This window comes from Pseudomonas sp. I2 (genome assembly GCF_040984075.1).
In the GTDB taxonomy this organism is placed as follows: Bacteria; Pseudomonadota; Gammaproteobacteria; order Pseudomonadales; family Pseudomonadaceae; genus Aquipseudomonas; species Aquipseudomonas guariconensis_B.
In genome coordinates, this window is sequence record NZ_JBCGFQ010000034.1 from 22170 (window position 1) to 45215 (window position 23046).

At 66.0% G+C, this 23046-nt stretch carries 25 protein-coding genes; 22 read left to right on the forward strand and 3 right to left on the reverse strand.

Annotated features, from left to right (window positions below; all coding sequences use genetic code 11):
* Positions 1-74: 74 nt before the first annotated feature.
* The 12 genes from fleN (at position 75) to WCE05_RS17730 (ending at position 10626) form a co-directional block, all read left to right on the forward strand.
* A complete protein-coding gene (fleN, locus tag WCE05_RS17675) occupies positions 75-908 on the forward strand; it encodes a flagellar synthesis regulator FleN (RefSeq protein ID WP_011534890.1) in 834 nt (277 codons plus the stop codon).
* Positions 905-1645 (forward strand): RNA polymerase sigma factor FliA, encoded by a 741-nt coding sequence (fliA, locus tag WCE05_RS17680; protein WP_368816237.1) that lies wholly within the window; start codon positions 905-907, stop codon positions 1643-1645. The genes fleN and fliA overlap by 4 nt, the downstream gene beginning before the upstream one ends.
* 103 nt (positions 1646-1748) lie before the next feature.
* Positions 1749-2123, forward strand: coding sequence for a chemotaxis response regulator CheY (locus WCE05_RS17685; protein WP_225789285.1), 375 nt, complete (start codon positions 1749-1751; stop codon positions 2121-2123).
* A gap of 18 nt (positions 2124-2141) precedes the next feature.
* Complete coding sequence (locus WCE05_RS17690) at positions 2142-2930, forward strand: protein phosphatase CheZ (protein ID WP_225789284.1); 789 nt, start codon at positions 2142-2144, stop codon at positions 2928-2930.
* A gap of 12 nt (positions 2931-2942) precedes the next feature.
* Positions 2943-5204, forward strand: coding sequence for a chemotaxis protein CheA (locus tag WCE05_RS17695; RefSeq protein WP_368816238.1), 2262 nt, complete (start codon positions 2943-2945; stop codon positions 5202-5204).
* A 45-nt stretch (positions 5205-5249) separates the two neighbouring features.
* A complete protein-coding gene (locus WCE05_RS17700; RefSeq protein WP_368816239.1) occupies positions 5250-6374 on the forward strand; it encodes a chemotaxis response regulator protein-glutamate methylesterase in 1125 nt (374 codons plus the stop codon).
* Complete coding sequence (locus tag WCE05_RS17705; protein WP_225789281.1) at positions 6374-7114, forward strand: flagellar motor protein; 741 nt, start codon at positions 6374-6376, stop codon at positions 7112-7114. The genes WCE05_RS17700 and WCE05_RS17705 overlap by 1 nt, the downstream gene beginning before the upstream one ends.
* 3 nt (positions 7115-7117) lie before the next feature.
* Entirely contained in the window at positions 7118-7975 is an 858-nt protein-coding gene (gene motD / locus WCE05_RS17710) for a flagellar motor protein MotD (protein ID WP_225789280.1), read from the forward strand.
* Between the two features lie 79 nt (positions 7976-8054).
* Positions 8055-8843, forward strand: coding sequence for a ParA family protein (locus WCE05_RS17715; RefSeq protein WP_225789279.1), 789 nt, complete (start codon positions 8055-8057; stop codon positions 8841-8843).
* A complete protein-coding gene (locus WCE05_RS17720) occupies positions 8843-9682 on the forward strand; it encodes a CheW domain-containing protein (RefSeq protein WP_225789278.1) in 840 nt (279 codons plus the stop codon). Before WCE05_RS17715 ends, WCE05_RS17720 begins: the two co-directional genes overlap by 1 nt.
* Before the next feature lie 67 nt (positions 9683-9749).
* Complete coding sequence (locus WCE05_RS17725) at positions 9750-10229, forward strand: chemotaxis protein CheW (protein WP_003254393.1); 480 nt, start codon at positions 9750-9752, stop codon at positions 10227-10229.
* Between the two features lies 1 nt (position 10230).
* On the forward strand, positions 10231-10626 hold the full coding sequence (locus WCE05_RS17730) for a DUF2802 domain-containing protein (protein WP_225789277.1): 396 nt from the start codon (positions 10231-10233) through the stop codon (positions 10624-10626).
* 35 nt (positions 10627-10661) lie between these two features.
* Here WCE05_RS17730 and WCE05_RS17735 read toward each other — a convergent pair whose 3' ends face one another.
* The 3 genes from WCE05_RS17735 to WCE05_RS17745 form a co-directional block, all read right to left on the reverse strand.
* The gene (locus tag WCE05_RS17735; protein ID WP_368816240.1) at positions 10662-13367 is read right to left on the reverse strand and encodes a DUF6543 domain-containing protein; all 2706 of its coding nucleotides are present in this window, start codon (positions 13365-13367) and stop codon (positions 10662-10664) included.
* A 136-nt stretch (positions 13368-13503) separates the two neighbouring features.
* Positions 13504-13836, reverse strand: a complete 333-nt coding sequence (locus WCE05_RS17740; RefSeq protein ID WP_368816241.1) for an EscU/YscU/HrcU family type III secretion system export apparatus switch protein — start codon at positions 13834-13836, stop codon at positions 13504-13506.
* Positions 13833-15389, reverse strand: coding sequence for a flagellar hook-length control protein FliK (locus tag WCE05_RS17745; protein WP_368816242.1), 1557 nt, complete (start codon positions 15387-15389; stop codon positions 13833-13835). Before WCE05_RS17745 ends, WCE05_RS17740 begins: the two co-directional genes overlap by 4 nt.
* A gap of 252 nt (positions 15390-15641) precedes the next feature.
* On the opposite strand from WCE05_RS17745, the gene ccmA reads away from it, so the two are divergent.
* The 10 genes from ccmA to WCE05_RS17795 are packed head-to-tail and all read left to right on the forward strand — an operon-like array spanning position 15642 to position 22989.
* The gene (ccmA, locus tag WCE05_RS17750; RefSeq protein WP_225789273.1) at positions 15642-16274 is read left to right on the forward strand and encodes a cytochrome c biogenesis heme-transporting ATPase CcmA; all 633 of its coding nucleotides are present in this window, start codon (positions 15642-15644) and stop codon (positions 16272-16274) included.
* The gene (gene ccmB, locus WCE05_RS17755; RefSeq protein WP_225789272.1) at positions 16271-16939 is read left to right on the forward strand and encodes a heme exporter protein CcmB; all 669 of its coding nucleotides are present in this window, start codon (positions 16271-16273) and stop codon (positions 16937-16939) included. Before ccmA ends, ccmB begins: the two co-directional genes overlap by 4 nt.
* 46 nt (positions 16940-16985) lie before the next feature.
* Positions 16986-17753 carry a heme ABC transporter permease gene (locus WCE05_RS17760; protein ID WP_225789271.1) on the forward strand — a complete coding sequence of 256 codons (768 nt, stop codon included), beginning with the start codon at positions 16986-16988 and terminating at the stop codon, positions 17751-17753.
* Positions 17750-17926 carry a heme exporter protein CcmD gene (ccmD, locus tag WCE05_RS17765; protein WP_225789270.1) on the forward strand — a complete coding sequence of 59 codons (177 nt, stop codon included), beginning with the start codon at positions 17750-17752 and terminating at the stop codon, positions 17924-17926. The genes WCE05_RS17760 and ccmD overlap by 4 nt, the downstream gene beginning before the upstream one ends.
* Complete coding sequence (gene ccmE / locus WCE05_RS17770; RefSeq protein ID WP_225789269.1) at positions 17923-18378, forward strand: cytochrome c maturation protein CcmE; 456 nt, start codon at positions 17923-17925, stop codon at positions 18376-18378. Before ccmD ends, ccmE begins: the two co-directional genes overlap by 4 nt.
* An 11-nt stretch (positions 18379-18389) precedes the next feature.
* Positions 18390-20363: a heme lyase CcmF/NrfE family subunit gene (locus WCE05_RS17775; RefSeq protein WP_253081463.1), complete on the forward strand. Its 1974-nt coding sequence runs from the start codon at positions 18390-18392 to the stop codon at positions 20361-20363.
* Positions 20360-20896, forward strand: coding sequence for a DsbE family thiol:disulfide interchange protein (locus tag WCE05_RS17780; protein WP_225789268.1), 537 nt, complete (start codon positions 20360-20362; stop codon positions 20894-20896). The genes WCE05_RS17775 and WCE05_RS17780 overlap by 4 nt, the downstream gene beginning before the upstream one ends.
* Entirely contained in the window at positions 20893-21369 is a 477-nt protein-coding gene (locus tag WCE05_RS17785) for a cytochrome c-type biogenesis protein (RefSeq protein WP_225789267.1), read from the forward strand. The genes WCE05_RS17780 and WCE05_RS17785 overlap by 4 nt, the downstream gene beginning before the upstream one ends.
* Entirely contained in the window at positions 21362-22558 is a 1197-nt protein-coding gene (ccmI, locus tag WCE05_RS17790; RefSeq protein ID WP_253081452.1) for a c-type cytochrome biogenesis protein CcmI, read from the forward strand. Before WCE05_RS17785 ends, ccmI begins: the two co-directional genes overlap by 8 nt.
* An 11-nt stretch (positions 22559-22569) precedes the next feature.
* A complete protein-coding gene (locus tag WCE05_RS17795) occupies positions 22570-22989 on the forward strand; it encodes a hypothetical protein (RefSeq protein ID WP_368816243.1) in 420 nt (139 codons plus the stop codon).
* Positions 22990-23046 lie beyond the last annotated feature (57 nt).

Sequence of the window (23046 nt, forward strand, 5' to 3'; positions counted from 1 at the left end):
AGTACCTACATCAGGGGGTCGAGTTCAGCCCCTCATGTGGCCTGGGTCCAAGCGAGACAAGGTAAAGAACGAACATGGGTAGCATGCATCCCGTACAGGTGATCGCCGTAACCGGTGGCAAAGGTGGCGTCGGCAAGACTAACGTTTCAGTGAACCTGTCCCTGGCACTGGCCGAGCTGGGCCGGCGGGTCATGCTGCTGGACGCCGACCTGGGCCTGGCGAACGTCGACGTCCTGCTGGGCCTCACGCCCAAGCACACCCTGGCCGATGTCATCGAAGGCCGCTGCGAACTGCGCGACGTGCTGTTGCAGGGGCCCGGTGGCGTGCGCATCGTCCCGGCCGCCTCTGGCACCCAGAGCATGGTGCACCTGGCGCCTGCCCAGCATGCCGGCCTGATCCAGGCGTTCAGCGAGATCGGCGACAACCTCGACGTGCTGGTGATCGACACCGCCGCCGGCATCGGCGACTCGGTGGTCAGCTTCGTCCGCGCGGCCCAGGAAGTGCTGCTGGTGGTGTGCGACGAGCCGACCTCGATCACCGACGCCTACGCCCTGATCAAGCTGCTCAACCGCGACTACGGCATGAACCGTTTTCGCGTGCTGGCCAACATGGCGCAGAGCCCGCAGGAGGGCCGCAACCTGTTCGCCAAGTTGACCAAGGTCACCGATCGTTTCCTCGATGTCGCGCTGCAGTATGTCGGCGCCGTGCCCTACGACGAATGCGTGCGCAAGGCGGTGCAGAAGCAGCGGGCGGTCTACGAGGCTTTCCCGCGGTCCAAGTGTGCGCTGGCGTTCAAGGCCATCGCGCAGAAGGTCGACAGCTGGCCGTTGCCGGCCAACCCGCGCGGGCACCTGGAGTTTTTCGTCGAGCGCCTGGTGCAGCCCACCAGCGCAGGGCCGGTGCTATGAACGCGAGCGGTTTCAAGATGTACAGCAAGGCGTCGCGCGATGCCCAGTACGAACTGGTCGAACGCTACGCCCCGCTGGTCAAGCGCATCGCCTATCACCTGCTGGCGCGCCTGCCGGCCAGCGTGCAGGTCGAGGACCTGATCCAGTCCGGCATGATCGGCCTGCTGGAAGTGGCCAACAAGTACGATGCCAGCAAGGGCGCCAGCTTCGAGACCTACGCCGGTATCCGCATCCGTGGCGCCATGCTCGACGAGGTCCGCAAGGGCGACTGGGCGCCGCGCTCGGTGCACCGCAACACCCGTATGGTCAGTGACGCGATACGTGCCGTCGAGGCGCGTACCGGCCGTGACGCTAAAGATCATGAAGTTGCTGCCGAACTCCAATTGAGTCTCGATGATTACTACGGGATCCTGAACGATACCTTGGGCAGCCGCCTGTTCAGCTTCGACGACCTGTTGCAGGACGGCGAGCACGAGGGGCTGCACGAGGATGGCGCCAGTGGCCAGCAGGAGCCCTCGCGCGACCTGGAGGACGAGCGCTTCCAGGCCGCGCTGGCCGATGCGATCGCCAACCTGCCGGAGCGTGAGCGCCTGGTGCTGGCGCTGTACTACGACGAAGAGCTGAACCTCAAGGAGATCGGTGAGGTACTGGGGGTCAGCGAGTCGCGTGTCAGCCAGTTGCACAGCCAGTGCGCGGCGCGCCTGCGCAGCCGCCTGGGGGAATGGCGGGCGCGCTGAAGCCAGGTTCGCCGCAGTCGTTGTAAATGATGCCCAATTGATTGAATGCGTGCTCGGGGCCGAGCGCGTCTAGGACTGCTTGGAGGTCTAATTGAACAAAGACATGAAAATCCTCATCGTTGACGACTTTTCGACGATGCGGCGGATCATCAAGAACCTGTTGCGTGACCTGGGCTTCACCAACACCGACGAGGCCGACGACGGCACCACGGCGCTGCCGATGCTGGAAAACGGCCATTACGATTTCCTGGTGACCGACTGGAACATGCCCGGCATGTCCGGCATCGACCTGCTGCGCAAGGTCCGCGCCCATGACCGCCTCAAACACATGCCGGTGCTGATGGTGACTGCCGAGGCCAAGCGCGACCAGATCATCGAAGCGGCCCAGGCCGGGGTCAACGGCTATGTGGTCAAGCCTTTTACCGCCCAGGTGCTCAAGGAGAAGATCGAGAAGATCTTCGAACGCGTCAACGGTTGAGTCACGTCAGGGGGCGCCATGGAGCAGAAAAACACGTCGCTGGGTGAGTTCGAATCGACCCTGAAGAAACATGCCCAGGAACTGGTCGAGAGCCTTGAGCACGGCCGGTTCGGCGAGGCGGTGCAGTTGATCCACCAACTGAACCAGACCCGCGACCGCGGCCTGTACCAGGAAGTCGGCAAGCTCACCCGCGAGTTGCACAGCGCGATCGTCAGTTTCCAGATCGACCCGCGCATGCCGCAGGCCGAGGAAATGTCGCAGATCACCGACGCCACCGAGCGCCTGGCCTATGTGGTCAAGCTCACCGAGGGCGCCGCCAACCGCACCATGGACCTGGTGGAAGCGGGCACCCCGGTGCTCAACGACCTGGCCGCCGAAGCCCAGAACCTGAGTGCCGACTGGCAGCGCTTCATGCGCCGCGAGGTCGCCGCGCCGGAGTTTCGCGAGCTGGTCAAGCGCGTCGACAGTTTCCTGACGCACAGCGTCGAGGGTAACCGCAAGGTCGCAGGCCATCTCAACGACATTCTCCTGGCCCAGGACTATCAAGACCTGACCGGCCAGGTGATCAAGCGCGTGACCGCGTTGGTCACCGAAGTCGAAAGCAATCTGCTCAAGCTCGTGCTGATGGCAAGCCAGGTCGACCGTTTTGCCGGTATCGAACATGACCACCAGCAGCTGCGCGCTGAAAAAGATCAAGAAAAACATCCGGCCCGGGGTGAAGGTCCGCAGATTCATGCCGATAAGCGTGAAGACGTCGTGTCCGGTCAGGACGATGTCGACGATCTGCTGTCCAGCCTGGGTTTTTAGGGAGCACGTTCAATGAGCTTCGGCGCCGATGAAGAAATCCTCCAGGATTTCCTGGTAGAAGCCGGCGAAATTCTCGAGCAACTGTCCGAGCAACTGGTCGAGCTGGAAAGCCGGCCCGACGACGCGGACCTGCTCAATGCGATCTTTCGCGGTTTTCACACTGTTAAAGGGGGCGCCGGCTTCCTCCAGCTCAACGAGCTGGTGGAGTGCTGCCATATCGCCGAGAACGTGTTCGACGTCTTGCGCAAAGGGGAGCGCCGGGTCGACGCAGAGCTGATGGACGTGGTCCTCGAGGCGCTGGACACGGTCAATGGCATGTTCGGCCAGGTGCGCGAGCGCAGCGACGTCACCCCGGCCACGCCCGAGCTGCTGGCGGCCCTGTCGCGCCTGGCAGAGCCTGCCGCAGCCGAGGCCGAGGCGCCGGCCCCTGAGCAGGCGCCGGCAGCGGTCGCCGAAGCGCCGGCTGCCGAGGCGGACATCACCGATAGCGAATTCGAACAACTGCTCGACTCCCTCGACGCGGTCAAGGCCCAGGCCGAGGCTGCCGAGCAGAGGCAGGGCGAGGCGGTCGGCGGCGAAGGCGACGAGATCACCGATGCCGAGTTCGAGTCGCTGCTGGACCAGTTGCACGGCAAGGGGCAGTTCTCCCCGGAAGCCGTCGCCACTGCGCCGCAGGACTCTGCCGCGGCACCGGCGGGCGACGAGATCACCGACGCCGAGTTCGAGGCGTTGCTCGACCAGTTGCACGGCAAGGGCACCTTCGCCGCCGATGCGCTGCCTGGCGCCGCTGCGCCCGTGGCCAGCGCTGCCCCGGCGGCGGGCGACGGCGAGCACATTTCCGAGCACGAATTCGAAGCGTTGCTCGACCAGTTGCATGGCAAGGGCAAATTCTCCAGCGACGCAGTGGCTGGCGAGGCACCTGCCGCCGTGGCGGCTGCGCCGGCGACCAGTGCGCCCAAGGCCGAAAGCAAGCCCGCTGCCAAGCCGGCACCGGCCGTCAAGCCTGCCGCCGTCAAGCCTGCCGCCGCCGCGCCTGCTGCCAACAAGCCTGCGGCCCCGGCCCGTGCCCCGGCGCCGGCTGCCGACAAGCACGCGGTCAGCGAGGCGGAAACCACCGTGCGGGTCGATACCGCCCGCCTGGACGAGATCATGAACATGGTCGGCGAGCTGGTGCTGGTGCGTAACCGCCTGGTCCGCTTGGGCCTGAACAGCGGTGACGAGGCCATGTCCAAGGCCGTGTCCAACCTCGACGTGGTCACCGCCGACCTGCAGACCGCGGTCATGAAGACCCGCATGCAGCCGATCAAGAAGGTCTTCGGCCGCTTCCCGCGCCTGGTTCGCGACCTGGCCCGCCAGCTCAAGAAGGAGATCAACCTGGAGCTGGTCGGCGAAGAGACCGACCTGGACAAGAACCTCGTCGAAGCCCTGGCCGACCCGCTGGTGCACCTGGTGCGCAACGCCGTCGACCATGGCGTGGAGATGCCCGACGAACGCGAGGCCGCCGGCAAGGCGCGCACCGGCCGGGTGGTGCTGTCGGCCGAGCAGGAGGGCGACCACATCCTGTTGTCGATCTCCGACGACGGCAAGGGCATGGACCCCAACGTCCTGCGTGCCAAGGCCGTGGAGAAGGGCCTGATGGACAGGGACGCCGCCGAGCGCCTGAGCGAGTCGGACTGCTACAACCTGATCTTCGCCCCGGGCTTTTCGACCAAGACCGAGATTTCCGACGTCTCCGGCCGTGGTGTGGGCATGGATGTGGTGAAGACCAAGATTTCCCAGCTCAACGGCTCGATCAACATCTTCTCGGCCAAGGGTCAGGGCTCGAAGATCGTCATCAAGGTGCCGCTGACCCTGGCGATCATGCCGACTTTGATGGTGATGCTGGGCAACCAGGCGTTCGCCTTCCCGCTGGTCAACGTCAACGAGATCTTCCACCTGGACCTGTCGCGCACCAACGTGGTCGACGGCCAGGAGGTGGTGATCGTCCGCGACAAGGCGCTGCCGCTGTTCTACCTCAAGCGCTGGCTGGTCCAGGGCCAGGTGCACGAGGAGCAGCGCGAGGGGCATGTGGTGATTCTCTCGGTCGGCACCCAGCGCATCGGCTTCGTGGTCGACCAACTGGTGGGCCAGGAGGAGGTGGTGATCAAGCCGCTGGGCAAGATGCTCCAGGGCACCCCGGGCATGTCCGGCGCCACCATCACCGGCGACGGTCGCATCGCGCTGATCCTCGACGTACCGAGCATGCTCAAGCGTTACGCCGCCCGGCGTATTTGATTTCGGCGGCGCGCCCTGGCGGTTGCGCCGCCTAATGGAGTGTTTATGGCAGTCAAGGTCCTGGTGGTGGATGATTCCGGTTTCTTCCGCCGCCGTGTCTCGGAAATTCTCTCGGCAGACTCGACGATCCAGGTCGTGGGTACCGCGACCAATGGCAGGGAGGCGATCGACCAGGCGCTGGCGCTCAAGCCCGATGTCATCACCATGGACTACGAGATGCCCATGATGGATGGCATCACCGCCGTGCGGCACATCATGCAGCGCTGCCCGACGCCGGTACTGATGTTCTCCTCGCTGACCCACGAAGGCGCCCGCGTCACCCTCGACGCCCTGGATGCCGGCGCGGTGGACTACCTGCCGAAGAACTTCGAGGACATCTCGCGCAACCCGGAGAAGGTCAAGCAACTGCTGTGCGAGAAGGTCCACACCCTGTCGCGCAGCAACCGTCGTTTCGGCGGCTTCGCCACGCCGGCAGCCGCCGTGGCACCGACCAGCCATGCGCCGCTCGGCAGCCCGGCAAGCCCTGCGCCGGCCCGCGCGGCTGCCCCGACGCCGGCCAGCCGTCCTGCCGCCGCAGCCGCTTCCCATGCGCCAGCGCCCAAGCGCAAGCCCTACAAGCTGGTGGCCATCGGCACCTCCACCGGCGGCCCGGTGGCGCTGCAACGGGTGCTGACCCAACTGCCCGCCAGCTTCCCGGCGCCGATCGTGCTGGTCCAGCACATGCCCGCGGCCTTCACCAAGGCGTTCGCCGAACGCCTGGACAAGCTGTGCAGGATCAGCGTCAAGGAAGCCGAGGATGGCGACGTGCTGCGCCCCGGCCTGGCCCTGCTGGCCCCTGGTGGCAAGCAGATGATGATCGATGGCCGTGGCACGGTGAAGATCCTGCCGGGGGACGAGCGCCTGAACTACAAGCCGTGCGTGGACATCACCTTCGGTTCGGCCGCCAAGTCCTATGGCGACAAGGTGCTCTCGGTGGTGCTCACCGGCATGGGCGCCGATGGGCGCGAGGGCGCGCGCCTGCTCAAGCAGGGCGGCAGCACCGTGTGGGCCCAGGATGAAGCCAGTTGCGTGATCTATGGCATGCCCATGGCCATCGTCAAGGCCAACCTGGCCGATGCGGTGTACAGCCTGGACGAGATCGGCAAGCACCTGGTCGAGGCCTGCGTCTGATGGATGTCCTGAGCCTGATCGGCCTGATCCTCGCCTTCGTCGCCATCGTCGGCGGCAACCTGCTCGAGGGCGGCCACGTCGGAGCGCTGGTCAATGGCCCGGCGGCCCTGATCGTGCTGGGCGGCACCCTGGCGGCAGCGCTGTTGCAGTCGCCGCTGTCGGCGTTCAAGCGCTCCCTGCAGATCATTCGCTGGATCTTCTTTCCGCCGCGGGTGGACCTGGCCAGCGGTATCGACCGGGTGGTCAACTGGAGCCTGACCGCGCGCAAGGAAGGCCTGCTGGGCCTGGAGGGGGTGGCCGATGCCGAGCCGGACCCGTATGCGCGCAAGGGCCTGCAACTGCTGGTCGACGGCGCTGAGCCCGAGTCCATCCGCAGCATCCTCGAGGTCGACTTCCTGACCCAGGAGAGCCGCGACATCCAGGCCGCCAAGGTGTTCGAGAGCATGGGCGGCTATGCGCCGACCATCGGTATCATCGGTGCGGTGATGGGCCTGATCCACGTGATGGGCAACCTGGCCGACCCTTCGCAACTGGGCAACGGCATCGCCGTGGCGTTCGTCGCCACCATCTACGGCGTGGCCAGCGCCAACCTGATCCTGCTGCCGGTCGCCAACAAGCTCAAGGCCATCGTCCTGCGCCAGTCGCGCTACCGGGAGATGCTCCTGGAAGGCCTGCTGTCGATCGCCGAAGGGGAGAACCCACGCTCGATCGAGCTGAAGCTGCAAGGCTTCATGGAGTAAGCCATGCCGCGCCGTCGCCATACCGAGGAACACGAGAACCACGAACGTTGGTTGGTGTCGTACGCCGACTTCATCACCCTGCTGTTCGCCTTCTTCGTGGTCATGTATTCGATCTCCTCGATCAACGAGGGCAAGTACAAGGTGATCTCCCAGGCCCTGCTCGGGGTGTTCAACGACCCCGAGCGGAGCATGAAGCCGATCCCTATCGGCGAGGAGCGCCCGCTCAGCGTCAGGCCGGCCGAGCCGCTGGTCAAGGACAGCGAGCAAACCGACGCGGGCCTGGCGCAGAGCAGCGTCGATCCGTTGCAGAGTATCTCCGAGGATGTCCGCGATGCCTTTGGCGATCTGATCAAGTCCGACCAGATGACCGTGCGCGGTAACGAGCTGTGGGTGGAGATCGAGCTCAACTCGGCGCTGCTGTTCGGCAGCGGCGATGCCATGCCCAGCGATGTCGCCTTCGAGATCGTCGAGAAGGTGGCGAAGATCCTCAAGCCGTTCGCCAACCCGGTGCACGTGGAGGGCTTCACCGACAACCTGCCGATCCGCACCGCCCAGTACCCGACCAACTGGGAGCTGTCGTCGGCGCGGGCGGCGAGCATCGTGCGCCTGCTGGCGATGAACGGGGTCGACCCGGCGCGCATGGCCTCGGTGGGCTATGGCGAGTACCAGCCGGTGGCGAGCAACGACAGCGCCGAGGGCCGGGCGCGCAACCGCCGGGTGGTGCTGGTGATTTCCCGCAACCTCGAAGTACGCCGCAGCCTGACCGGCTCCGGCAGCGCCAATGCCACGCCGGACGCGGCCTTGCGGCGGGCTGGCACACAAAGTGCACCAACAACGCCTGCAGCGACGGCGGGGGGCTGATCCCGTCAATTCCCCGTCACCGATTTTTCACACCGTTCCCGGCAGGGCAGGCGGCCACACCGGGAGGAAGCGACGCACGATGAGAGTCTGGGCAGTAGCCAATCAAAAAGGTGGTGTCGGCAAGACCACCACCACCATCGCCCTGGCCGGCCTGCTGGCCCAGGCGGGCAAGCGCGTGGTCGTGGTCGACCTCGACCCGCACGGCTCGATGACCAGCTACTTCGGGCACGATCCCGATGCCCTGGAGCACAGCTGCTACGACCTGTTCCTGCACAAGGGCGTGGTACCCGAGGGGCTGCCCGGGCAATTGCTGCTACCCACCAGCGACCAACGCATCTCCCTGCTGCCTTCGAGCACTGCCTTGGCGGTGCTGGAGCGCCAGTCGCCAGGGCAGAGCGGGCTGGGCCTGGTGATCGCCAAGAGTCTGGCGCAGCTGTGGCAGGATTTCGACTTCGCCCTGATCGACAGCCCACCGCTGCTCGGTGTGCTGATGGTCAATGCCCTGGCCGCCAGCCAGCAACTGGTGATCCCAGTGCAGACTGAGTTCCTCGCGGTCAAGGGCCTGGAGCGCATGGTCGGGACCCTGGCGATGGTCAACCGCTCGCGGCGCCAGGCGCTGCCGTACGTGATCGTGCCGACCCTGTTCGACCGCCGCACCCAGGCCTCCCTGGGCACCCTCAAGGTGCTGCGCGACAGCTATGGCGAACAGGTCTGGCAGGGTTACATCCCAGTCGACACGCGCCTGCGCGATGCCAGCCGGGCCGGCGTCACGCCCTCGCAGTTCGACGGCAAGAGCCGTGGGGTGACTGCTTACCGGGCGCTGCTCAAGCACCTGCTGACCTCCACATCCGCGTTGCAGGTGGCCTGATGAACCCAGCCCGGCCGATTACCAGCAAGCCGCAACTGGCCCTGCAGTCCTATCTCGATGGCCTGTTGCAGGAGGCCACCGAAACGTTCGAGGCCGTCGAGGCCGCACCAGCACCGGTCGACGAGCCGGCCGCCACCGACGACGGGTTCGCCGCGGCGGTGCGCGAGGAACAGGCCCGTGACGCCCAGCGACAACAGGCGGCGCCCGCCCCGCAGCCGGTACTCAGCGTTGTCATGTCCGAGGCGATGGCCCCGGCCAGCCCTCCGATAGTGCCCCAGGCCCCGGCTGCCGAGCCGGTAGCGCCACTGGTCGATGTGCACCTGCCTGCGCCGGGGGCGCCACGCCCGCCGGCCACCGTGGATGGCCGCCCAGCCTGGGCGGCGGAGCCGTTCGAATGCCTGCTGTTCGATGTCGCCGGCCTGACCCTGGCGGTGCCGCTGGTGTGCCTGGGCTCGATCTACAGCCTGGCCGGCCAGGAGCTGACACCGTTGTTCGGCCAGCCGGACTGGTTCCTCGGCATCCTCAGTTGCCAGGCGGGCAACCTCAAGGTCCTGGACACCGCACGCTGGGTCATGCCCGAGCGCTATCGCGAAGACTTCCGTCAGGGCTTGCAGTACGTGATTTCCGTCCAGGGCTATGAATGGGGTCTGGCCGTGCACCAGGTCAGCCGCTCCCTGCGCCTGGACCCGGCCGAGATCAAGTGGCGCAGCCAGCGTGGCCAGCGCCCGTGGCTGGCCGGCACGGTGATCGAACACATGTGCGCCTTGCTCGACGTCGCCGAACTGGCCGAGCTGATCGCCAGCGGCGCCGTCAAGCAGTTGCATGCCAAACCGCAATGAATGAACGCCGCCACTGCCGCGGCGATACCGAGCACACCGCCGATGGCGGATTTTGAGGGGTAGGGGAATGAAAAAGTCGTCTGCACAAGGTTCCGAAGATCCGATCCTGCAGTGGGTAACCTTCCGCCTGGACAACGAGTCCTATGGCATCAACGTCATGCAGGTGCAGGAAGTCCTGCGCTACACCGAGATCGCCCCGGTGCCGGGCGCGCCGAGCTACGTGCTGGGCATCATCAACCTGCGTGGCAACGTGGTCACGGTGATCGACACCCGCCAGCGTTTCGGCCTGATGCCGACCGAGGTCACCGACAACACCCGCATCGTGATCATCGAGGCAGACAAGCAGGTGGTCGGCATCCTGGTCGACAGCGTGGCCGAGGTGGTCTACCTGCGTCAGTCGGAGATCGAGACCGCGCCCAACGTTGGCAACGAGGAATCGGCCAAGTTCATCCAGGGCGTGTGCAACAAGAACGGCGAACTGCTGATCCTGGTCGAGCTCGACAAGATGATGACCGAGGAAGAGTGGTCCGAGCTGGAGAACATCTGAGTTGATCTTCGAGGTTGCTGTCATCTTCCTGGCGCTGCTCTGGGCGCTGAGCCTGTGGTTCTTCCTCAACTACAGCAAGCGCCAGCGTGAGCTGGCCGCCCAGCAGGCCCAGGGCGATGCGCTGCGCGACCAGCGCATCAAGGACCTGGCCAAGCGCCTGGACGACTACCAGAACGGCAGCGTGCGCATGGGCGAAGCCATCCATGAACTGCGTGCGGTGGTCGCGCCTTTGCCCGACAGGCTCCAGCAACTGGAGCAGCGCGACCCCAGCAGCGTGACCTTCACCCAGGCGGCCAAGCTGGTGGGGATGGGGGCCAGTGTCGAGGAGCTGACCCAGAGCTGCGGCCTGACCCAGGCCGAGGCGGAGCTGATGAGCAAGTTGCATCGCGGCGAATGAGAGGATCGGGGGCGACGAAAGTCGCCCTCGGTGTATCAGGGGCGGCTCCAGGAATGATAGTTGCCGATCTGCGCGACACCGGTCAGTGGCAGGTCGGTGATCATCGCCTGGCGAAGGTCGGCGTCGACATTCAGTAGCAGATAGTTCGGGTCGCTCTGAGGCAGGGTGCGCAAGTTGGCGATCTGGCGGATTATCCGCAACCGTGGCAGTCGCTGGTCGACCACGTGATTGAACACGCCAGGCCCGGTCAGGTCGCTCAGGCGCAAGGCATAGCGCTCGAAGGCAGCGTCGTCTGCTTGGGGCTTGCTGTCGTAGAAGGCTCGATCGGCTTGGTAGCGTGCATGTATCTCCTGCGAAATGGCCTGCAGCGTCGGGTTGTTGGGATGGCTACCGAGCATGTTGGTGTTGTACTGGCAGTGCATGCCCAACGTCTCGTTGCTCGCCGGTATACCGAGCAGCAAGCCGTCGGGGGACGTGGCCAATGTCAGGCTGTCGAGGGCGGCTTGTTCAGGGTCATCAGGTGCAGAGGGGGCTGGCAGCAGGACGTCGTCGACGTCCAGGTACAGGCCGCCTTCGTGCTCGAGCAGCGGGTAGCGCAACACGTCCGAGGCCGAGGAGAAATTGGCACCGCTGCCGTTGAGTGCGTGCTGGTATTGAGCGAAATTCGGGCTTTGGCTGAAGCTACGGTAGAACGGCTGCTCCTCCAGAGGCAGAACGCGGATATTCGGTGCCTGTGTGCCCAGCAGTTGTAGATTCTCCTCGAACGCGGCCGGGCTTGCGTTCGACAGCAATAGCTTCAGCTGGTACTGGCTGGATGTCAGGCGGCGACTGTTGCTGGCCAGCGTAGCGAGCAGCTCGGAAGGGATCACCTTGTCGCCTACCCAGATGCTGAGGATGTGCTTCGGGATGGGCTGCAGCATCTGCGCCTCGACTGAGGGCAGCGCGATGGGTAACTGCAGATCCACACCCATGGCCCGCAGGCTGTTCATGCGCATCTGGTCGGTTACCGGCCGTTCTCCGATGTCGATCCGCACCAACCCGCGATGGCTATCGGACACCTGGTAATAGGTGGGGTCCACGTCATTGAGGGCCCTGCCGGAAATGAACGCATCGTATTCGGCGCTGTAGAGCACATCCGTGTTGTAGCCGTCGAGCATGCTCTGCAGTTGTCCTGGGCCATCCTCGGTCAGCGGGAGCCTGACCACCCAGCGTGCAGTGGTGAGATCGCCGCCAGGCAGTGGCTCTACCGCCGATTTGAAGAACTGCAGGGTAGGTTCGGGCAGGTGTGGCGGCATCATGGGGCTCAAGGGGTAGCCCAGTTGCCCGTTGACCCGCGTGGGGAATACAAAACCGTCGCGCTTGGGTGGGAAGAGCTGCTGGGCCTTGGAAAGGCCAGTGAGGACCAGGGGCGCTGCGTTCATCAGGCCAAACTCGATGTTCTGCACGCCATCGGCCTTGTCCTCGAGCGATTTGCCATTGATGGCCTGGTCGAGCCCCAGACCGAACTGGGCCATCCCACCCAAGGCGAACAGGGGGGCCAGTTCCGGTACCACTAGCGCCAAGGGGGCCAGCAGATTGATCGAGGCGGTCAGGTAGCTTCGCCACTTGGCCTTGGTCACCTCGCTGTCGCTGGTGATGATGAAGTCGGCATCGGCATAGCTGCGCTGGCGCTGGCGTTCAGTGAGCGCTTCGAACAGGTCGCCCTTGATCGGAGGGCTGTATTTGGTCGCTCGGTAATTGACGAAGTCACCAGGCGACCAGGGGCCATCGGTGGTGAAGCCTGGACGATTGGGTGAGCGCCAATGAAGCGCGGGGTACGCTCCCAGGCCCGCCAATGCGGTGTCCAGGCCGCTGAAGTCCAACCCGTCTGGTGTATCGGCCAGGGCGAAGTGCTGGCGCAGTATCTGGCGTTTCTCGTCGCTCTGGCATTGTCGGCCGAACCAGTCTTGCAGGGCGGCCCGGGTGCTGAATTCATGCAGCGGGAAGGCGTTGCCTGGCAGGTACAGCAGGGCTTCAGGGCTGGCCCTGTCGGTGATGCAGAGTATGTCGGTGGCGGTGTAGCCATACACATTCAGCGGTCGGACGCGTAACCCAGGCGTGCGTGGCATCAGGTCGGCCGCCTGCCAGGCCAGCTTGCGCCCGGCTTCGCTCAAGGAGCCCTGCAGCACCTGTTTGTTGCAGGCCGCGATGAAGTTGATGCGTGCCGCGACCGGGTGGCTCTTCAGGGCATGCGTCCAGTAATCGTCCAGCATCGATTTGTAGCGAGCATGGAAGTCCAACGACCAGATGAACTTCTGCATGGCCTCTACGTCGACTGGCAGGTGGGTGGTGGCGTCATAGCGAGCGGGGGAGGTCACGCGAAACAAGCCGTTGAACACGCTGTAGGGCGCACTGTTGTCCAGCGGGCCAGGCTTGGGTAACTCATCGACCAGTTGCAATGGGCCTTGGGGCAAGGTACCTGCCCAGTGCCCTGGCAACAGTTGCCCGACCAGGTCCTTGCTGGTTTCGCCCTGCCAGTTCGAGAGCACCGCGTGGGTGAGGGGCTGACGGTCGATGATCACGGCCTGCTGGCCACGGTAGTGCAGGGTTACCACCTCTGTCTGGTCCGGATCGAGTGGGAAGCCCTGTTGGGATGCCCAGTCACGGATCGCCTCGGCCGCGTGCCGATCGGGCCTTGGGATGTGTTGCAGGTGGTTGCGCACGAACTGGACGCCGCTGGCATTTACGTAAGGTAGGGACATGGGGAGCACCTGTGTGGGTCAAGGAGGCGCGAGCATGTCCCGGTAGCAGGAGGGTGGGGCGGTAATTACCTATGTCGCCCGGTTCGATCGATGACGGGCAGTGCCTGTGATCGAGGTTGTTCTTGCGGATGCAGCTTCAATCAACTGGCAGTGTCAGCGTTGGCGGCGTCACGTCACGGGGCGAGGGCGCCTGGTCGCTGAAACCGTCCGGAACCTTGCCCCGCAACTGCCAGGCGAAGGCGATGATCTCGGCGATGGTCAGGTACAGCGCCTCGGGGATATGCTCGCCCAGTTCCAGGCGTGCCAGCAGGCGTACCAGTTCGGCATTTTCGTAGATGGGGACTTCGTGCTCGCGGGCGATGGCGAGGATGGCTTCGGCCAGTTCGTCCTCGCCCTTGGCGCTCAGGGTCGGGGCTTCTTGGCCGTCGTAGCTCAGGGCGATGGCCTGACGGGGTTGTGTGCTGCTCATGCGGTCTCGTCCACCCAGCGTTGTTCCACCCGTGTACGGGGCCCCTGTGGCGGGATGCCGGGGTGGCATTCCAGGTCGCCGACATCCAGCCCGCGGGCCAGCAGGCGTTCGCGCAGTCCGCCGAGCTGGCTGTCGATCAACTTCGCGGTCTGCTCGCGTTCTGCCCACAACTGGCCAGACAGCCGGCCTTGGCTCAGTTGCGCCTGGACCTGCAAGGGCCCCAAGGGGGCAAGGTCGAAGGCCAGTTCGATACGCCACAACGCTTGCAGCGGATCCTGCGGCTCCCGCTGGCGGTCGGCGTGTTGTTGCGGCGTTTCCTCGCGCTGCAACTTGGCCTGCAAGGGGATGAACTCCTGGCCATGGCGGATGGGGATTTCGGTTTGCCAGGTGGTTTGCAGGTTGCCGTTTTCCAAGGTTGCGCTTTGCTGCAGGCTGCTCAAGGCATGGCTCTGCAGGCGCGCGATAGCGGCGGCGGCCAGGCGCAGCAACTGCTGCAGGTCGCCTTCGTTTTCCATGGCCTGCAACAGCCGGGAAGGGAGCGGAAACGTCCCAGGTTGCTGCCTTGGGCCGACCCGTTCGAGCATGCCCAGGGCGCCTCGGGCCATGGCGGGCATGACTTGGGCCAATGTCGAGGCACTCGTCGAGGCGAGGAAGGGCCCATTCCCCGATGCTTGAGCCATCAAGCGGAGCAATTGCGCCTTCAGGTCCGTGGCCAGTTCGGTGGAGAGGCCGCCGAGCAGCTTGGCCTCGAGAAAGGCGCCACTGTTGTTCAGTGCCTGGGCAACGGCCTTGGCTTCACCGAGTTGGCGCGCATCGGGCAGGCTGGCCAGCAGCTGTTCGGCAGTGGCGCGCAGCGTTCCAACGCCGCCTGGGTCGAGGGCGACCTGTTGCAGGGCATTGAGCAGCCCCGGCAACGACGCTTGCCGGCCTTGTTGGCTGATCAGTTGCTGCACGATGCTCAGTTGCTCCTGGCGGCCGCTCAAAGGCACGAAGCGCAGCGACTGGTCGCCCTGTACCACGGCGCTGAGCAGGCTGCCCACCGGCAACGCGCGTGGGCTGTCGATGGTCAGGGTGGCGCCGGCCTGGCTGCTGTTGAGCAACGTGACCAGGGAGCGAAAGCTGGCGGCCTCGCCCGGGAGCTGCGCAAGTGCCTGGCTGGTCAGGACCTTGCCTTGCAGCAGGGTACCGACGGGGACCTGGGTGTTATCCAGGCGGGTGAGGGTGGCGACGTTGTTGGCATTGACCTGTTGCACCATGACGGCGAGGCGGTTGCTCTCGGTCTGGCTGACGGTCACCAGGCTGCCCTGGGGCAGCGGCTGGCTGGCAGTGGCTTGCAGTTGCACCTGGCTGCCATTGGCCTGGATCAGGCGCAGCAACAGTTGGAAGTCCTGGCCCACCTGGCGCAGGGCCATCACCTCGGCCCTGGCGGTCTCGCCTGGCGCCAGCAGGCCTGGCTGCGGTTGCAGCAGGCGCAGCAGTTCGCCGGTCATGGCGGCTTTGCCTGCTTGCAGGCCTACCGCTGTTTGTGCGCCGAGACTATTGATTTCAGTCATGATTGTATACAACCTGTGGGCCTGGCCCTCTTGGCAGCGGGACATCGCATGTAATAATGCCGGCCACGCTGCCTGCCATTGCCACTATAACGGCAGGGCCGGAAGCGACTTGAGACAAAGGCTTCGGCCGGTGCCGCCTGCTTCGCGGGCAAGCCCGTTCCTACAGGATACAGTGCAGACCCTGTGGGAGCGGGCTTGTCCGCGAAGCCAGACGACACCGATCATGGCCCCCACACTGAATAAGGCGAAACCGTGCCCCTTCACCTCCAAGCCGCGGGCCTGGCCTGCGAGCGCGACTGGCGCCTGCTCTTCGAGCACCTGCACTTCGAGCTGGGCCCCGGCGACATGCTGCAGGTCAGCGGCCCCAACGGCAGCGGCAAGACCAGCCTGCTGCGCCTGCTGGCCGGGCTGATGCAGCCCACCGCCGGGCAGATCCTGCTCGGTGGCCAGCCCCTGGCCGAACAGCGCCATGCCCTGGCCAGCATCCTCCTGTGGATCGGCCACGCCGCCGGCATCAAGGACCTGCTCACCGCCGAGGAAAACCTCGCCTGGCTGTGCGCCTTGCACCGGCCGGCGACTGCCGAGGCCATCTGGCAGGCACTCGCCGCCGTGGGCTTGCGCGGTTTCGAGGATGTGCCGTGCCATACCCTGTCCGCCGGGCAGCAGCGCCGCGTGGCATTGGCCCGGTTGTACCTGGACAGCCCGCCGCTGTGGATACTCGACGAACCCTTCACTGCCCTCGACAAGCAAGGCGTGGCCCAGCTCGAGGCGCACCTGGCCGCTCACTGCGAGCAGGGCGGGACGGTGGTACTGACCACCCATCACCACCTCGAGTGCAAGCCATCGGGTTACCGTGAACTGAACCTGGGGCAGTGGGCGGCATGAGCGTATTCGTCTTGTTGGTGCGGCGCGAGGCGCGCCTGCTGTGTCGCCGGCCGGCGGAGCTGGCCAATCCCTTGGTGTTCTTCGCGATCGTCGTCGCCTTGTTTCCACTGGCGGTCGGTCCTGAGACACAATTGTTGCAAACCTTGTCGCCGGGGCTGGTCTGGGTCGCGGCGCTCTTGGCCGTGCTGCTCTCGCTGGACGGCCTGTTTCGCAGCGATTTCGAGGACGGCTCGCTGGAGCAGTGGGTACTGTCGCCGCACCCGCTGGCGTTGCTGGTGCTGGCCAAGGTGCTGGCGCACTGGATCTTTTCCGGGCTGGCGCTGGTATTGTTGGCACCACTGCTGGCGCTGATGCTCGGCCTGCCGGCCCACTGCCTGCCGGTGCTGCTGGGCTCGCTGCTGCTGGGTACGCCGGTGCTGAGCCTGTTGGGCGCGGTAGGGGCGGCACTGACGGTCGGCCTCAAGCGCGGTGGCCTGTTGCTGGCGTTGCTGATCCTGCCGCTGTATATCCCGGTATTGATCCTGGGCAGTGGCGCCTTGCAAGCGGCGTTGCAGAATATGCCGGCCACCGGCCACCTGCTCTGGCTCGCCAGCCTGGCTGCCCTGGCGGTGACATTGGCACCTTTTGCGATAGCGGCCGGCCTGAAGATCAGCGTCGGCGAATAACGAGTCCCGGGCTTCCAAGCCCGGCAAATACCCTGGATGTACCCTGATGAAAATAAGCTGGACGTGGTTCCACAAGCTGGGTTCCCCCAAATGGTTCTATGCCATCAGCGGCCGCATGCTGCCATGGCTGACCGTCTCCGCCATTGTCCTGCTGCTGGTCGGCATCGCCTGGGGGCTGGCCTTCGCGCCCCAGGACTACCAGCAGGGCAACAGCTTCCGCATCATCTACATCCATGTGCCGGCGGCCATGCTGGCGCAATCCTGCTATGTGCTGCTGGCGGTGGCCGGCATCGTCGGCCTGGTGTGGAAGATGAAACTGGCCGACGTCGCCCTGCAATGCGCGGCGCCCATCGGCGCCTGGATGACCGCGGTGGCGCTGGTCACCGGGGCGATCTGGGGCAAGCCGACCTGGGGCAGCTGGTGGGTCTGGGATGCCCGCCTGACCTCCATGCTCATCCTGCTGTTCCTGTACTTCGGCATCATCGCCCTGGGCCAGGCGATCAGCAACCGCGACAGCGCGGCCAAGGCCTGTGCGGTGCTGGCGATCGTCGGCGTGGTGAACATCCCGATCATCAAGTACTCGGTGGAGTGGTGGAACACCCTGCACCAGGGTGCCACCTTCACCCTCACCGAGAAGCCGGCCATGCCCGCCGAGATGTGGCTGCCGCTGTTGCTGACGGTATTGGGTTTCTACTGCTTCTTCGGTGCCGTGCTGCTGCTGCGCATGCGCCTCGAGGTGCTCAAGCGCGAGGCGCGCGCCAGTTGGGTCAGGGAGGAAGTGTTGAACAGCCTGGGGCGGAGGGCCGCGCAATGAGTTTCGCGTCCTTCGGGGATTTTCTCGCCATGGGCCACCATGGCCTGTACGTCTGGTCGGCCTATGGCATCTGCCTGGCGGTGCTGGCGCTCAATGTCGCCACGCCCCTGCTGGCCCGCCGTCGCTACCTGCAAGAAGAGGCGCGCCGTCTGCGCCGGGAGAACAACCAGTGAATCCGCAGCGCAAGAAACGCCTGTTGCTCATCCTCGGCCTGATGGTCGGTGTCGCCGTCGCCGTCGGTTTCGCCCTGAGCGCCCTGCAGCAGAACATCAACCTGTTCTACACCCCGACCCAGATCGCCAACGGCGAGGCGCCGCTGGACACCCGCATCCGCGCCGGCGGCATGGTCGAGCAGGGCTCGGTGCAGCGCTCGGCCGACTCGCTGGACGTGCGCTTCGTGGTCACCGACTTCAACAAGTCGGTGCCGATCACCTACCGTGGCATCCTGCCGGACCTGTTCCGCGAAGGGCAGGGCATCGTCGCCCTGGGCAAGCTCAACGCCGACGGCGTGGTGGTGGCCGATGAGGTCCTGGCCAAGCACGATGAGAAGTACATGCCGCCGGAGGTCACCAAGGCGCTGAAGGAAAGCGGCCAGGCCGCTGCCGGTGGGGAGGCCAAGCCATGAACGCGGCCCTGGTGATTCCCGAACTGGGTCAGCTGGCGCTGATCCTGGCGATCTGCTTCGCCGTGGTCCAGGCGTCCGTGCCGCTGCTCGGCGCCTGGCGCGGCGACCGCCTGTGGATGGGCCTGGCGCGGCCGGCGGCGTGGGGGCAGTTCACCTTCCTCGCCTTTGCCTTCGCCTGCCTGACCCACGCCTTCCTGACCGACAACTTCTCGGTCGACTACGTCGCCAGCAACTCCAACAGTGCCTTGCCCTGGTACTACAAGTTCAGCGCCGTATGGGGCGCCCACGAGGGCTCGTTGCTGCTCTGGGCATTGATCCTCGGCGGCTGGACCCTGGCCGTCTCGGTGTTCTCGCGCCAGTTGCCGCAGGTGATGCTGGCCCGCGTGCTGGCGGTGATGGGCATGATCAGCGTGGGCTTCCTGTCGTTCCTGATCATCACCTCCAACCCCTTCGCGCGCTTGCTGCCCCAGGTGCCCACCGATGGGCGCGACCTCAACCCATTGCTGCAGGACTTCGGCCTGATCGTCCACCCGCCCATGCTGTACATGGGCTACGTGGGCTTCTCGGTGGCCTTCGCCTTCGCCATCGCCGCGCTGCTGGGCGGGCGTTTGGACGCGGCCTGGGCACGCTGGTCGCGGCCCTGGACCATCGTCGCCTGGGCCTTCCTCGGCGTGGGCATCACCCTGGGCTCCTGGTGGGCCTACTACGAGCTGGGCTGGGGGGGCTGGTGGTTCTGGGACCCGGTGGAGAACGCCTCGTTCATGCCCTGGCTGGTGGGCACGGCGCTGATCCACTCGCTGGCGGTCACCGAGAAGCGCGGGGTGTTCAAGAGCTGGACGGTGCTGCTGGCCATCGCCGCGTTCTCCCTGAGCCTGCTGGGCACCTTCCTGGTCCGTTCCGGGGTGCTGACCTCGGTGCATGCCTTTGCCTCCGACCCCTCGCGCGGGGTGTTCATCCTGATCTTCCTGCTGTTCGTGGTCGGCGGTTCGCTGACCCTGTTCGCCCTGCGCGCACCGGTGGTCAAGAGCCAGGTGGGCTTCGCCCTGTGGTCGCGGGAGACGCTGCTGCTGGCCAACAACCTGGTGCTGGTGGTGGCCGCCTCGATGATCCTGCTGGGCACCCTCTACCCGCTGGTGCTCGATGCCCTGACCGGCGCCAAGCTGTCGGTCGGCCCGCCTTACTTCGATGCCCTGTTCCTGCCGCTGATGGCACTGCTGATGGTGGTGCTGGGCATCGGCGTGCTGGTGCGCTGGAAGGACACCCCTGGCAAGTGGCTGCTGGGCATGCTGACCCCGGTACTGATCGGCAGCGCGATCCTGGCGCCAGTCGCCGGGCTGATCGTCGACGACTTCGACTGGCCGGCCCTGACGGTCTTCGCCCTGGCTGCCTGGGTGGTGTTCGGCGGCTTGCGCGACATCCTCGACAAGACCCGCCACAAGGGCCTGGCCAAGGGCTTGCGTGGCCTGTCGCGCAGCTACTGGGGCATGCACCTGGCGCACCTGGGCCTGGCGGTATGCGCCCTGGGCGTGGTGCTGTCGAGCAACAACAGTGCCGAGCGCGACCTGCGCATGGCCCCGGGCGAGAGCGTGGAGCTGGGCGGGTACCACTTCCTGTTCGAAGGCGCCAAGCACTTCGAGGGCCCCAACTTCATCTCCGACAAGGGCACCATCGTCGTCTCCCGCGAGGGGCGCGAGGTGACCACGCTGCACCCGGAGAAGCGCCTGTACACCGTGCAGCAATCGATGATGACCGAGGCCGGCATCGATGCCGGTTTCACCCGCGACCTCTACGTCGCCCTGGGCGAGCCCCTGGAGAACGGCGCCTGGGCGGTACGGGTGCATATCAAGCCTTATGTCCGCTGGATCTGGCTGGGCGGTCTGCTGACCGCGCTGGGCGGCTTCCTGGCGGCCTTCGACCGGCGCTATCGCGTCAAGGTCAAGGCCCGGGTACGTGATGTCCTGGGCATGTCTGGAGCGACTGCATGAAGCGTTGGATCATGGTGTTGCCGCTGGCGCTGTTCCTGCTGGTGGCGGTGTTTCTCTACAAGGGCTTGTTCCTCAAACCCGACGAGCTGCCCTCGGCGATGATCGGCAAGCCGTTCCCGGCGTTCTCCCTGGCTTCGGTGCAGGGCGACCGCACCCTGACCCAGGCCGACCTGCTGGGCCGCCCGGCGCTGGTCAACGTCTGGGGCACCTGGTGCCCTTCGTGCAAGGTCGAGCACCCGTACCTGAACCAGTTGGCCGAGCAGGGCGTGGTGATCCATGGGGTCAACTACAAGGACGACAACGCCGCCGCGCTGAAATGGCTGGCCGAGTTCCACAACCCCTACCAGCTGGACATCCGCGACGAGCAGGGCACCCTGGGCGTGGACCTGGGCGTGTACGGCGCGCCGGAGACCTTCTTGATCGATGCCAAGGGCATCATCCGCTACAAGCACGTGGGTATCGTCGACGCCACGGTGTGGCGCGAGCAACTGGCGCCGCTGTACCAGGGGCTGGTCGACGAGGCCAGGCCATGAGGCGCTGGCTGGCAGCCGCCGTGCTGGGCGTGAGCCTGGCCGGCATGGCCCAGGCGGCCATCGACACCTACCAGTTCCGCGACGACGCCGAGCGCGAGCGCTACCAGCAACTGACCAAGGAGCTGCGCTGCCCGAAGTGCCAGAACCAGGACATCGCCGACTCCAACGCGCCGATCGCCGCCGACCTGCGCCGGGAGATCTTCCGCATGCTCGGCGAAGGCAAGAGCAACCAGCAGATCGTCGATTTCATGGTCGACCGCTACGGTGACTTCGTGCGCTACAAGCCGGCGCTCAGCGGGCGCACCTGGTTGCTGTGGTTCGGCCCGGGCATCCTGCTGGCCGGTGGTTTCGTGGTGCTGGCGCTGATCGTGCGCCGTCGTCGCGCCCAGGGGGGGGGCGGCACCGAGGAGCTGTCTGCCGAAGAACGCGAGCGTCTCGCCAAATTGCTGGATAAAGAAAATACCCATGATTGATTTCTGGCTTAGCGCGGGCCTGCTGCTGCTCGCTGCCCTCGGTTTCTTGCTGATCCCTATCCTGCGCGGGCGTCGTCGCCAGCAGGAGGAAGAAGACCGCACCGCCCTCAACGTCGCCCTGTACCAGGAGCGCATCGCCGAGCTCACCGCCCAGCAGGAAGCGGGTGTGCTGGATGCCGAGCAATTGGCCAAGGGCCGCGACGAGGCGGCGCGCGAACTGCTGGCCGATACCGAGGGTGCCGAGGCGCCGCGCCAGGGGCACCTGGGCAAGACCCTGCCGCTGCTGGCGGCGGTGCTGGTGCCAGTCATGGCCCTGGGGCTGTACCTGCACTTCGGTGCCGCCGACAAGGTCGAGCTCACCCGCGAGTTCGCCCAGGCGCCGCAGTCGATGGAAGAAATGACCACGCGCCTGGAGCGCGCCGTCCAGGCCCAACCGGACTCGGCCGAGGGGCTGTACTTCCTAGGCCGTGCCTATATGTCCGAGCAGCGCCCGGCGGACGCGGCCAAGGCCTTCGAGCGCGCGGTGGCCCTGGCCGGGCGCCAGCCCGAGTTGCTCGGGCAGTGGGCCCAGGCCCTGTATTTCGCCGCCGGCAAGCAGTGGAGCCCGCAGTTGCAGGCGCTGACCGACGAAGCCCTCGCAGCCGACCCCAAGGAGGTCACCAGCCTCGGCCTGCGCGGCATCGCTGCCTTCGAGGGGGAGCGCTACCAGGAAGCGATCGACTTCTGGCAGCGCCTGCTGGCCCAGTTGCCCGAGGGCGATGCCTCGCGCGCCGCCCTGCAGGGGGGCATCGACCGCGCCGCCGAGAGGCTCGAGGTCGCCGCTGGCAAGCCCGCCTCCGCGCCAGTGGCCGCACGCCTGAAGGTGCGGGTGGAACTGGCGGCGGCCCTCAAGGACAAGGTCAAGCCTGACGACACGGTGTTCATCTTCGCGCGGGCCAGCAACGGCCCGCCCATGCCGGTGGCGGCCAAGCGGGTGACCGTGGCCCAGTTGCCGATCGAGGTGGAGCTCTCCGATGCCGATGCGATGATGCCGCAGATGAAACTGTCGGACTTCGCCGAAGTCCAACTGGTGGCGCGCGTCTCGCGCGCCGGCCAACCGACCCGGGGCGAGTGGATCGGCCAGAGCGCGCCGTTGTCTACCCGTACCCAGGCCGCCCAGCACCTGACCATCGACAGCCCTGATTCGTAAGAGAGCGATCCATGAACAGCACCGTCCGCCTGACCCTGATCACCCTGGCCCTGGGGCTGTCCGCGTGTACGGTGCGCGAGCCTGTCGAGCGACCGGCGCCCCCGATCGAGACCGTGCCGCCGCGCCAGGGGCCGGTGGTCAAGCCGCTGCCGGGCGGGCAACCGGCGCCCCAGCCGGACAAGCCGGCGGCCATTCCCAAGCCCATGCCGCGCACCTCCGCCAGCTTCGCCCCGCCACCGGGCGGTGCCAGCCACTGGGATCCAAGGTTGGGGGTCTATGTGCTGGAGAAGAAGCCCAACACCTTCTACCGCCAGCGTACCTACTACCGCTGGAACAACGGCTGGAGCTGGTCGCTGAGCCCGGACGGGCCCTGGCAGGAGACCGACAGCAGTGGCGTGCCGGGCGGCCTTGGGCGAGCGTTTGCGCAATAGGGCTCGTCAGCTTCACTTTCGCAGGGGCCGCGAAGCGGCCCCAGATCAACTAGCCCC